At 74.7% G+C, this 11,190-nt stretch carries 11 protein-coding genes; 4 read left to right on the top strand and 7 right to left on the bottom strand.

Annotation, left to right across the window (positions count from 1 at the left end; translation table 11 throughout):
- Window positions 1–487 precede the first annotated feature (487 nt).
- On the top strand, window positions 488–1,993 hold the full coding sequence (locus ABZ914_RS36985) for a glycoside hydrolase family 3 protein (protein WP_500198999.1): 1,506 nt from the start codon (window positions 488–490) through the stop codon (window positions 1,991–1,993).
- Between the two features lie 61 nt (window positions 1,994–2,054).
- Window positions 2,055–2,558, top strand: coding sequence for a hypothetical protein (locus tag ABZ914_RS36990; protein ID WP_500199001.1), 504 nt, complete (start codon window positions 2,055–2,057; stop codon window positions 2,556–2,558).
- Window positions 2,559–2,687: 129 nt separating this feature from the next.
- Here the strand turns inward: ABZ914_RS36990 and ptsP are convergent, their stop codons facing one another.
- From ptsP to nagA, 7 genes are all read right to left on the bottom strand, one after another.
- Entirely contained in the window at window positions 2,688–4,370 is a 1,683-nt protein-coding gene (gene ptsP, locus ABZ914_RS36995) for a phosphoenolpyruvate--protein phosphotransferase (protein WP_500199003.1), read from the bottom strand.
- On the bottom strand, window positions 4,363–4,635 hold the full coding sequence (locus tag ABZ914_RS37000; protein ID WP_190860103.1) for an HPr family phosphocarrier protein: 273 nt from the start codon (window positions 4,633–4,635) through the stop codon (window positions 4,363–4,365). The genes ptsP and ABZ914_RS37000 overlap by 8 nt, the downstream gene beginning before the upstream one ends.
- Window positions 4,632–5,315 (bottom strand): HAD family hydrolase, encoded by a 684-nt coding sequence (locus ABZ914_RS37005; RefSeq protein ID WP_433141464.1) that lies wholly within the window; start codon window positions 5,313–5,315, stop codon window positions 4,632–4,634. The genes ABZ914_RS37000 and ABZ914_RS37005 overlap by 4 nt, the downstream gene beginning before the upstream one ends.
- A gap of 4 nt (window positions 5,316–5,319) precedes the next feature.
- A complete protein-coding gene (locus ABZ914_RS37010; RefSeq protein WP_190860107.1) occupies window positions 5,320–5,769 on the bottom strand; it encodes a PTS sugar transporter subunit IIA in 450 nt (149 codons plus the stop codon).
- 86 nt (window positions 5,770–5,855) lie between these two features.
- On the bottom strand, window positions 5,856–6,089 hold the full coding sequence (locus ABZ914_RS37015) for a PTS sugar transporter subunit IIB (protein WP_151538615.1): 234 nt from the start codon (window positions 6,087–6,089) through the stop codon (window positions 5,856–5,858).
- Between the two features lie 27 nt (window positions 6,090–6,116).
- Entirely contained in the window at window positions 6,117–7,157 is a 1,041-nt protein-coding gene (locus ABZ914_RS37020) for an SIS domain-containing protein (RefSeq protein WP_500199004.1), read from the bottom strand.
- On the bottom strand, window positions 7,154–8,311 hold the full coding sequence (gene nagA / locus ABZ914_RS37025) for an N-acetylglucosamine-6-phosphate deacetylase (protein ID WP_500199005.1): 1,158 nt from the start codon (window positions 8,309–8,311) through the stop codon (window positions 7,154–7,156). Before nagA ends, ABZ914_RS37020 begins: the two co-directional genes overlap by 4 nt.
- Window positions 8,312–8,642: 331 nt before the next feature.
- Between nagA and ABZ914_RS37030 the strand changes: the two genes are divergently transcribed.
- Entirely contained in the window at window positions 8,643–9,383 is a 741-nt protein-coding gene (locus ABZ914_RS37030) for a GntR family transcriptional regulator (protein WP_190860110.1), read from the top strand.
- A gap of 25 nt (window positions 9,384–9,408) precedes the next feature.
- A complete protein-coding gene (locus tag ABZ914_RS37035; RefSeq protein WP_500199007.1) occupies window positions 9,409–10,785 on the top strand; it encodes a PTS transporter subunit EIIC in 1,377 nt (458 codons plus the stop codon).
- Window positions 10,786–11,190 lie beyond the last annotated feature (405 nt).

Below are 11,190 nucleotides of genomic sequence, written 5' to 3' on the forward strand. Positions count from 1 at the left end.
CCCCACCGCACATCCGCTCCGTTCGCGGACCAGGGGTCCATCGTGATCGAGCTGTGACCACGGGGGCTCGAGATCCGCCGGCGCGGTGCCGGGGGCACCGTGGCCGGCGGGACGACCGGTCACCGGCGTGGCTCCTGCGCGGCTCGTGCGCGGCTCGTGCGCGGCTCGTGCGCGGCGAGGCCGGGCCCGTCCGGCGCCGCGAGTCGACAGGGCGGCGGCGAGCGGTTAACGTCGCGACGTCCGAAGCGAGCAGACGACCATGTCGGGGGGCCTGGTCAGGTGCATGCCACTCATGTCCGCGGATAGCCGGTCGCGACGCGCCGGAACCGCCCGCCGGCGGCCCCGGCGGGGCGGTGCTGCGCGGCTGGCGCTGGCCGCGGCGGCCGCGCTGGCGCTCCCGCTCGCCGGATGCGCCGGCGGCGGGCCGGACTCCCCCGCCCACCGGGAATCGCCGGGGGCGTCGGGTCCATCCGGAAAGAAGGCGCCCGTGACGAAGTCCCCGGACGCGTGGGTCCCCGGCTACGTCGCGAAGATGAGCCTGGAGCAGAAGGTCGGGCAGCTGTTCGTGCCGACGTTCTCCAGCCGCGCGAGCGCCCTCGCGATCATCCGGAAGTACCACGTCGGCGGGTTCATCTACTTCCCGGAGAACTTCGGCTCGCCGGCCGAGACCGCCGCGCAGTCGAACGCGCTGCAGAAGGCGTCCAAGGTCCCGCTGCTGCTCGGCGTGGACGAGGAGCAGGGCATCGTGTCGCGGACGCCGTTCATCACCCGCTTCCCCGGGAACATGGCGCTCGGCGCGACCCGGAGCACCGCGGACGCGCGCGCCGCCGCGCGGGTCACCGCCACCGAGCTGCACGCGGTCGGGATCAACCTGGACTACGCGCCGGACGCCGACGTCAACGTGAACCCGCGCAACCCGGTGATCGGGCTGCGCTCCTTCGGCTCCGACCCGGCGCGGGTGTCGCCGCTGCTGACCGCGGCGATCGCGGGCTACCAGGACGCCGGGGTCGCCGCGACGGCCAAGCACTTCCCCGGGCACGGCGACACCGCGACCGACAGCCACACCGGCCTGCCCGTGATCACGCACTCGGCGGCGCAGTGGCGGAAGCTGGACGCGCCGCCGTTCAAGGCCGCGATCGCCGCCGGCGTCGACCTCGTCATGACGGCGCACATCGTGGTCCCGGGGCTCGACGGGTCGGGCGACCCGTCCACGCTGTCGAGGACCGTGCTGACCGGGCTGCTGCGCGGCGAGCTCGGCTACCAGGGCGTGATCACCACGGACTCGCTGCAGATGGCGGGCGTCCGGGAGAAGTACGGCGACGCGGTCGTGCCCGTGCGGGCGATCAACGCGGGCGCCGACCAGCTGCTGATGCCGCCGAGCCTGTCCAAGGCGTACAACGCGGTGCTGGCGGCCGTCCGGTCCGGGAGGATCACGCAGAAGCGGCTGGACGAGTCCGTCACCCGGATCCTGAGCCTCAAGCAGAGGCGCGGGCTGTTCACGGCGCCGCCGGCCGACCCGGCGCAGGCGTCCGCGCGGATCGGCACGCCGCAGCAGAAGGCGACCGCGCGGCAGGTCGCCGAGCACTCGGTCACGCTGGTCCGCAACGACCGGGGCGTGCTGCCGCTGAAGGGCAAGAAGGTGAGCGTCACCGGTCCGCAGAGCGCGGAGCTCGGCGCCGCGCTGCGCGAGCAGGGCGTCGCGACGACCGCGCCCGGCTCCGCCGACGTCCACGTGCTGACCACCCTGAACGCCGGGACGGCCACCGCCGCGCGGATCGGCGCGCTGGCGTCCAAGCCGGTCGTCGTCGCGGCGCTCGGCCGCCCCTACGACCTCGACCACGCCGGCGGCGCCGCCGCGACGCTCGCGACCTACTCCGCCGGCGCGACGTCGATCGGCGCGCTCGCGCGGGTGCTGTCGGGCGCGGTGAAGCCGGTGGGGAGGCTGCCGGTGCCCGCGGGCGGGCAACCCGTTGGTCACGGCTTGTCGTATTGATGGACGCGAGGCCCCGCGGACTGGGAAGATCGGCCCGCCTTCGCACCCCCGGGAGGTCCCCGTGCGCGTTCGTCCGTTCCTGCCCGCTCTGTCCCTGCTGCCCGCGCTGGCCCTGGGCCCGGCCGCCTGCGGCGGGAAGGAGGAGGCGGGGATGCCGCCGCTGACGCCCGAGCCGGGCGACTCGCGGCTCGTCGACGTGACCGCCCCGGCGAAGGACAGCCTTCCCGCGCGGCTGGTGCTCTACAAGTACCTGCGCGGCATCGCCGCCGGGAACGTCAAGGTCTGCGGCCTGCTCGCGCCCGCGTACGACCGGTCGGCGTTCGGGCGCGCGGGCGGCTGCCGGTCCGGCGGGCTCGCCGCCGCCCGCGCGAAGCTGCGGCCCGCCGACCTGGCCGCGCTGCGCGGCGTGACCGTCCCGGTCTGCGACGACGGGCCGGGCGAGGGCGAGTACACGGTCGATTTCGCCGACCTGAAATGGAAGGGCGACCCGGCGCGCCCGGGCGGGGTCCTGGCCGCGAACTACACGCTCGGCAAGACCGGGACCCGCTGGCTCATCACCGGCTGACGGCCGCCCGCGACGGCGCCCGCGAAGAGGCACGGCGCCCGCGGAAAGACGCGGCGCCCGCGATGGGATGCGGCGCGCGTTGAACGCTCGCGACGGGCCGCCCACCCCGACGACCCGCCGCGAGCGTGCTCAGATGCCGAGCTCGGCCAGGCCCGGCAGGTGGTCGCGCGCCGCCTCGCGCGCCTGCTCCGCGGAGCGGGCGGCGCGGGCCGCCTCGGCGGCCCGGCGGCACTCGTCCAGCGTGTGCCGGGCCAGGGCGGCCCGGACGAGCGGGAGGGACGGGGCGCTCATCGACAGCGACGTCACGCCGAGCCCGACCAGGACGCAGGCGAGCGCCGGATCGGCGGCCGCCTCGCCGCAGACCCCGCACGGGACGCCCGCCGCCGCCGCGGGGGCGACCAGGTCGAGCACGGCGGGCTGCCACGGGTCCTGCAGGTGTGCGAGGCCGCCGACCTGCCGGTCGGCCGCGCACGCGTACTGGGTCAGGTCGTTGGTGCCGATGCTGAAGAACTCCACCTCCGGCGCCAGGTCGCGGGCGCGCAGCGCGGCGGCCGGCACCTCGATCATGACGCCGGGATGCGCGATGCCGGCCTCCCGGCAGGCCCCGGCGAAGAACGCGGCCTCCGCCGCGTCCGTCACCATCGGGGCCATGACCTGGAGCTTCACGCTGAGCCCGGCGGCGGCGCGGGCGAGGGCGGCGAGCTGGGCGGTCAGCACGTCCGGATGCCGGCGCGCCATCCGCAGCCCGCGCTCGCCGAGCGCCGGGTTCGGCTCCTCGCCGGGAGGCGGGAGGAACGCGAGGGGCTTGTCGGCGCCGGCGTCGAGCGTCCGGACGACCACGCGGCCCTCCGGGAACGCCTCCAGCACCTTGCGGTAGGCGTCCTCCTGCTCCTCGTCGGACGGCGGCACCGACCGGTCCAGGAACAGGAACTCGGTGCGGTACAGGCCGACGCCCTCCGCGCCGTTCGCGAGCGCGGCGTCCAGGTCCTTCGGCCCGCCGACGTTCGCCAGCAGCGGGACGGCGTGCCCGTCCTTGGTCGCGCCCGGCCCGGACGCCTCCGCGAGCGCGGAGTCGCGGGCCGCGGCCGCGGCGAGCGCGGCTGTGACCTCGGCCTCGGACGGGTCGGGCCGGACGGTCCCGGCGGACCCGTCGACGAGGACGCGGGTGCCGTCGGCGAGCTCCGTCGCGCCCGGCAGCGCCACCACGGCCGGGACGCCCATCGTCCGGGCGAGGATCGCGGTGTGGCTGGTGGGGCCGCCCTCCTCGGTGACGAAAGCGACGACCTGCGCCGGGTCGAGCACCGCGGTGTCGGCGGGCGCGAGGTCCCGCGCGACCAGCACGAACGGCTCGTCCGACTCCGGCACGCCGGGCATCGGCAGGTCGAGGAGGCGGGCGATCGCCCGGTCCCGGATGTCGTCGAGGTCGCTGACCCGGGCGGCCATGTACTCCCCCGCCCCGGCGAGCATCTCGCGGTACACCCCGAACGCCTCGAACACGGCGCGAGCCGCGGACGTGCCCTCGCCGATCTTGGCGGTGACGCCGTCGGCGAGGCCCGGGTCGCGGGCCATCAGCGCCTGCGCGTTCAGCACGTCCCGGCCGTCGGTGTTACCGGCGGCCGCCGCGCGCGCGCCGCGCTCCTCCAGGTCGGCGGCGACGGCTTCCAGCGCGGCCAGCGCGCCGTCGCGTTCGGCCGCCGCGTCGCCGCCGTGCCGGGAACCGGCCTCCGGCTCCGGGACGGCGCCGGCGATGCGCCGCACCGGGCCCGCGCCCACCCCCGGGCTGACGCCCGCGCCGCGCAGGACCTCAGGCACCTTCCGGCTCCGGCGTGGACAGCAGCGCCTCCAGGCTGTCCAGCAGCTCGTCGGCGCCGTCGCCGTCGGCGGCCAGCACGACCTCCTCGCCGTGCCGGGCGTCCAGGCCGAGGACCGCGAGGATGCTCTTGGCGTTCACCGGCGAGCCCCCGCGCTTGGCCACGGTCACGTCCATCGGCGCCTTGGCCGCGGTCTGGACGAACAGCGCGGCCGGCCGCGCGTGCAGCCCCACCCTGGACTCGATCTTGACGTTGCGCTCGCTCACAGAATCTCCCTTGCGCCGCCGCGCACCCGCAGCGCGGGGCCCGGCTCGACATTGACTTCCTTCAGGTCCGCGACCACGTGGTCCGCTGCGGCGAGCGCCGCCACCGGCTGGGTGGTGGCGACGCCGACGCAGGTCATCCCGGCCGCCTTCACGGCCGCGACGCCCGCGGGCGCGTCCTCGAACCCGACCGCCTCGCCCGGCGGGACGCCCAGGTCGCGCGCGGCGGCCAGGTACCCCTCCGGGTGCGGCTTGCCGGTCAGGACGTCCCCGGCGGTCACGACGATGTCCATCAGGTCGCGGACGCCCAGCGCGGCCAGCAGCCGCTCGGCGTACGAGCGCTGCCCCGACGTGACGACGGCCAGCGGGACGCCCGCGTCCGCCAGCGACCGCACCAGCTCGACCGCCCCCGGCACGGGGACGTCCGCCGGCACGCCGGGCGCCGTCTCGTACGCCACGGCCTGCTCGAACAGCTCCTCTGCGGTGCGGCCGGGGAACAGGTGCAGCAGCTCCTCCAGCACCTCGATGCCGCGGCGCCCCGCGAACGACCCGATCAGCTCGTCGTCGTACGGCACGCCGTGCGCGTCGAACAGCCGCGCCCACATCACCCGGTTGCGCGGCTCGGTGTCCATCAGGGTGCCGTCGAGGTCGAACACCGCCGCGCGCAGGCCGATCAGCCCCATCCGATCAGCTCCATGTGAACAGCTCGGCCCCCTTGACGACCTCGCCCGCCTCCACGACGTCCGACAGCGCGTCGGCGCCGGCGTCCAGCGCCACCACGGCGCAGATCGGCGAGCGGCCGCCCGCCTCGATGACGGCGGGGTCCCAGGCGACCACCCGCTGGCCGGCCGTGACCTGGTCGCCCTCGGCGACCAGCAGCTCGAACCCCTTGCCCTTCAGCTTGACGGTGTCGATGCCGAGGTGCACGAGCACGCCGTGCTCCTCCTCGTCCACCACCACGTAGGCGTGCGGGTGCAGCTTGACGATCTTCCCGGTGACGGGGGCGATGGCGTGGCCGGGGCCGCGCTCGGGGTCGACGGCGGTGCCCGGGCCGACCATGGCCTGCGCGAACACCGGGTCCGGGACGCCGGCGAGGCCGACCACCCGGCCGGCCACCGGGGACAGTACTCGGGTCATGCGGGGGTTCCTTCTGCTCGGTCGGTACGCGGGTCGGCGCGCCGCTGGGGCGGACTCGCGGCCCCGGGCGCGCGCCCGGGAACGGATCAGTCGAGGATGTCCTCGATGTCGCTGGCGATGGTGTCGGCCTCCGGGCCGACGACGACCTGCACGACGGTGCCGCTGCGCATGACGCCGAACGCGCCCGCCTTCTTCAGCGCCGCCTCGTCGACCTTGCCGCCGTCGGAGACCTCGGTGCGCAGCCGGGTCGCGCAGGGCTCGATCTCCACGATGTTGTCGGCGCCGCCCAGCGCGGCGACGATGGCCTCGGCCTTGTCCATGTCGTTCTCTTCCCTCGGTGCGTCCGGTCAGTCCGTCTGGGTGACCTTGTTGAGGCCGCGCGGGACGTCGGGGTCGACGCCGAGCCGGCGGGCCAGGTTCTCGACCATGAGCTGGCCGGGGACGATGAGGCCCAGCGGCGCCACCCACTCGGGCAGGCCGGGGCCGGGCAGCGCGGCCGAGCAGGCGTCCGCCAGGCCGTCGCCGCCGCCGACGCCGAACGCCTTGGCGCCCGCGCCCTCCACGCGGCGCGCCAGCGCGATGGTGCCCGGCAGCGTCGGACCGGAGTCGGCCGCGACCAGCAGCGCGGGGGTCTGCGCGTCGACCACGGCGATCGGGCCGTGCAGCAGGTCGGCGTACGACAGGCCCATGGCGTGCAGGTAGCACGCCTCCTTGATCTTCAGCGCGAGCTCCAGCGCGGTGCCGAACGCGATGCCGCGCCCGGACACGACCGTGCCGGGGACCTTCGCCAGCTCCTTGACGATCTCGGGCAGCGCCGGGGACGCCTCCGCCGCCGCGATCAGCCGCGCCACCTCGTCGGGGACGCGGCGCAGGTCGTCCACGGCGACGTCGGCGCCGAGCCCGAGGCCGAGCACCGCCAGCGCGGCGAGCTGGGTCGTGTAGGTCTTGGTGGCGGGGACCGCGATCTCGTCGCCCGCCTCGGTGATCAGCGCGACCTCGGCGGCCTCCGCCAGCGGCGACCCGGCGCCGTTGGTGACGGCGACGGTGCGGGCGCCGCAGTCCTTCGCCCAGTCGAGGGTCTCGACGATCTCCTCGGTCTTGCCGGACTGGCTGATCGCGACGGCGAGCACGCCGGACAGGTCCAGGCGCCGCTTGTAGGTCGTCGCGATGGACGGGGCGGCGAGGGTGGCCAGCCGCCCGGCGTGCGACTCCACCAGGTAGCGGCCGTACACGGCGGCGTTGTCGGACGAGCCGCGCGCGATGAACAGCACCTGCCGCGTCTCCCGGGCGAGCGCCCCGATGTCGGGCGTGCGCGGCAGCAGCGCGTCGATCGTCCGGCGCAGCGCGTCGGGCTGCTCACCGATCTCGGCGCGCATCAGACTGGTCATGATCCCCCTCCGAAGAGTTCCTGCCCGTTGATCCAGGTCGTACGCGCCCGGTGGTCCGGCCCGAGCCAGACGAGGTCGGCGGCCGCGCCGGGCGCGATGCGGCCGAGGTCGGGGCGGCCGATGAGGTCGGCCGGGACGCGGGTCGCCGCGTCGACCGCCGCGGCCGGGTCGAGGCCGAGGCCGATGGCGTTGCCGACCGCCTCGTCCAGCCGCAGCCCGGATCCGGCGATGGTGCCGTCGGCGCGCAGCGGCGGGCCCTGCTCGGGCATGGTGATCGGCTCGCCGCCCAGCTCGTAGGTGCCGGGCGGCATCCCGGCGGCGGACGCGGCGTCGGTGACGAGCACGACGCGTCCGGCGGCGGCGCGCAGCACCAGCCGCGCGACCTCCGGGCCGACGTGGTGCAGGTCGAGGATGAGGCCGGGGTGCAGCCGCTCGTCGATGAGCGCCTGGACGGCCACGCCGGGGTCGCGGTGGTGGACGCCGCTCTGCGCGTTGAAGACGTGGGTGACCTTGCGGGCGCCGGCGTCGGCCGCGGCGGCGACCTGCGCGGCGGTCGCGTCGCTGTGCCCGACGCTGACCAGCACGCCGGCCTCGGTGAGGCGGCGGATCGCGGCGAGCGCGCCGTCCCGCTCGGGCGCGAGGGTGACGAGCTTGACGAGCCCGGTCTCCAGCAGCGCCTCGACCGCTTCGGGCGCCGGGTCGGCGAGGTACGCGGCGTTGTGCGCGCCCTTGCGCTTCGGGGAGAGGAACGGCCCCTCCAGGTGGACGCCGAGCACGCGGGCGCCGGGCGGCAGCGCGGGCAGCAGGTCGCGGGTGCGGCGCAGCGCCTCGGCCTGCGTCGCGACGGGCGCGGTGATGAACGTGGGCAGGAACGCGGTCACGCCGGTCTCGGGGAGCCGGGTGACGACCTCGCGCCAGCCGGTCTCGCCGGCGTCCGCCATGTCGTGCCCGAAGAACCCGTTGACCTGGAGGTCGACCAGGCCCGGGGCGAGCAGCCCGTCGGCCAGGTGCGCGTCGGCGCCGGGCGGCGTGCCCTCGCCGGCCTCCGCGATGACACCGTCCTCGACGCGGACGTATCCCGGGGAGACCGCGCGGGTAGGACCGTCCGCGGGGGTCATGATCACCCGCTCCGCGGTGATCAGCAGTGATGCCATGGGGGTGCACTCTCCGTGATGCGACCGGTCGCCGCCTGCGCGGCGTACTGGTCTAGTCCGGACTAGACCAGTACGCACCATACTCCACGAATCGGATGGAGCTAAAGATGTCGGCCCGAACTCGTCCGGAACGTCCCTGCCAGGGGGGTCGTGACCTGCACGTTCACCTGATCTTGCACCCCGGGGCATGTGACCCGGCCGTTACGGTTTCGTGCATTGACACGACTTTCCATAATGTGGTCTAGTCCGGCCTAGACCAGTACGAACAAGTCGATTCACGTCATCCGCCAACGCGTCGATACGGCCGCCGAGGCCATCGAGGACACCCCCAGTGACGACCATCGATCCGCACAGCCCCGTCCCGAAGTACTTCCAGCTGCGCGCCATCCTGCTCGACCTCATCGAGAGCGCCGAGCTCCCCGTCGACGCCCCGATCCCCTCGGAGCGCGAGCTGTGCGTGCGGTACGGGCTGTCCCGCATGACCGTCCGCCAGGGCGTCGACCAGCTCGTGTCGGAGGGGCGGCTGTACCGCGTCCCCGGCAAGGGCACCTTCGTCGCCCGGCCCAAGATCGAGATGCCGCTGCGGCTCGTCTCGTTCACCGAGGACATGCTCGCCCGCGGGCTGCGGCCCGGCGCCGTCGACCTGGACCGCCGCACCGTCCCCGCGGACGCCCGGCTGGCCCGGATCTTCGAGGTCGAGCCCGGCACCGAGATCCACGTGATCGAGCGGCTGCGCACCGCCGACGGCGAGCCCATGGCGCTCGAACGCGCGCACATCCTCGCCTCGCTCGCGCCCGACCTGCTGGACCGCCGCCTCGCCGACCGCTCCCTGTACGGCGTCCTCGAAGCGGTGTACGGGCTGGTCTTCGACGCCGGGGACCAGACCATCGACGCCAGCCTGGCGGACGCGGCCGACGCCAAGCACCTGCAGATCCCCAAGGGCAGCGCCGTGCTGCTCCTGCAACGCCGCTCCTACACCGGAGGCGTCTGCGCCGAGCTGGGAGTGTCGACCTACCGGGCCGACCGCTACCAGATCCACACGGCACTCGGAAATCCCCCGCCGCACTCCTGACACACCCCTGAGGAGGAACCTCTCGATGACTTCGACCACCGTGGACGCCGCGCCGCGGCGGGGGTCGCGCGCCCTCGCGGTGCTGCAGCGGATCGGCCGCAGCCTCATGCTGCCGATCGCCGTGCTGCCCGCCGCGGCCCTGCTGCTGCGCTTCGGCCAGCCGGACATGCTCGGCAAGGACGGCCTCGGCTGGATCCGCGTCGCCGAGGTCGTCGGCGGCGCCGGCCAGGCCCTGTTCGACCACCTGCCGCTGCTGTTCGCGGTCGGCGTCGCGATCGGCTTCGCCAAGAAGTCCGACGGCTCCACCGCGCTCGCCGCCGTCGTCGGCTACCTGGTCTTCGACCAGGTCACCAAGATCATGTTCTCGCACTCGGCCGACCTCAAGGGCCAGGTGCTGATCACCAAGGTGACCGACGGGACCGCCGCGCCGGCCATCGACTTCGGCGCCAAGAACCCGACGGACGTGCTCGGCGGCATCCTCATCGGCGTCGTCGCCGCCCTGCTCTACCAGCGCTTCTACCGGGTGAAGCTGCCCACCTACCTGGCCTTCTTCGGCGGCCGCCGGTTCGTCCCGATCATCACCGCGCTCGCCGCGCTGGTCCTCGGCGTGCTCATCGGCTTCATCTGGCCGGTGTTCGGCGGCTGGCTCACCGACTTCGGCAACTGGATCACCGGCGCGGGCGCCGCGGGCGCCGGCATCTACGGCGTCGTCAACCGGCTGCTGCTGCCGTTCGGCCTGCACCACATCCCGAACTCGCTCATCTGGTTCGTGTTCGGCTCCTACAACGGACCGGACGGCGTCGTGCACGGCGAGATCAACCGGTACCTCGCGGGCGACCCGCACTCGGGCGGCTTCCTCGCCGGGTTCTTCCCCGTGCTGATGTTCGGCCTGCCCGGCGCCGCGCTCGCCATGTGGCGCGCCGCTCCCCCGCACCGCCGCTCCGCGGTCGGCGGCATCATGATCTCCGCCGCGCTCACCGCGTTCGTCACCGGCGTCACCGAGCCGATCGAGTTCGCCTTCATGTTCGTCGCGCCCGTGCTGTACGCGGTGCACGTCGTCCTCACCGGCGTCTCGATGGCGATCCTCAACGCCGCCGGGGCCCAGCTCGGCTTCGGCTTCTCGGCGGGCGGCATCGACATGCTGCTGAACGCGTCGAAGGACAACACCAAGGGCCTGCCGCTCATCATCGGCATGGGCGTCCTGTATTTCCTCATCTACTACTTCCTCTTCAAGTTCCTGATCGTGAAGTTCAACTTCGCGACACCGGGACGGGAACCGGAGGACGTGGAGTCCGTCGCCGCCGACCCGGGGTCCAACCCGGAGCTGGCGGGCGGAGAGAAGAAGGCGTCGCGGCGCCGCAAGCAAGAGGCCGAACCCGCCGACTCCTCCAGCACCACCTGACCCGTCCTCTGCCACCTCGACGGGGGGGGGGGGGCGCCCCAGGGCGCCGCCCCCCCCCCCCCCCCACACCCCCCCCACCACCCCCCCCCTTCCACCCCCCCCCGCCGGGGGCCCGCCCCCCACCCCGGCCCCCCCCCCCCGTCCGCATTTCCGGAGCCGGGCTCCGGGGACCGAGATGGCGCCTATGGCGTTACGGCCGTGGCCGTACGTGGTCACGGGCGTATTTTTCGGCCGCCTCGCGACTCCTGTTCAGAAACGAATCGGGAGGCACGCATGGGACGACGTCCGGTCAGGAATTCGGCGGTCCGCATCGTCAGGTACCGCGCCGCGCCGCCGCGGCCGACGGACGGCGCGCTGGCGCTCGATCCCGCGCAGGCGGCGGTGCGGCGGCGGGCCGCAGCACCC

The sequence above is a fragment of the Spirillospora sp. NPDC046719 genome (assembly GCF_040645715.1).
Taxonomy (GTDB): Bacteria; Actinomycetota; Actinomycetes; order Streptosporangiales; family Streptosporangiaceae; genus Spirillospora.

What these genes read in the sequence shown, in the direction of transcription:
- ABZ914_RS37005 (WP_433141464.1), bottom strand. Translation starts at nt 5,315, where the DNA reads ATGGGGCTGATCGGCCTGCGCGCGGCGGTGTTCGACCTCGACGGCACC.
- ABZ914_RS37010 (WP_190860107.1), bottom strand. Translation starts at nt 5,769, where the DNA reads ATGACCCGAGTACTGTCCCCGGTGGCCGGCCGGGTGGTCGGCCTCGCC.
- ABZ914_RS37015 (WP_151538615.1), bottom strand. Translation starts at nt 6,089, where the DNA reads ATGGACAAGGCCGAGGCCATCGTCGCCGCGCTGGGCGGCGCCGACAAC.
- ABZ914_RS37020 (WP_500199004.1), bottom strand. Translation starts at nt 7,157, where the DNA reads ATGACCAGTCTGATGCGCGCCGAGATCGGTGAGCAGCCCGACGCGCTG.
- nagA (WP_500199005.1), bottom strand. Translation starts at nt 8,311, where the DNA reads ATGGCATCACTGCTGATCACCGCGGAGCGGGTGATCATGACCCCCGCG.
- ABZ914_RS37035 (WP_500199007.1), top strand. Translation starts at nt 9,409, where the DNA reads ATGACTTCGACCACCGTGGACGCCGCGCCGCGGCGGGGGTCGCGCGCC.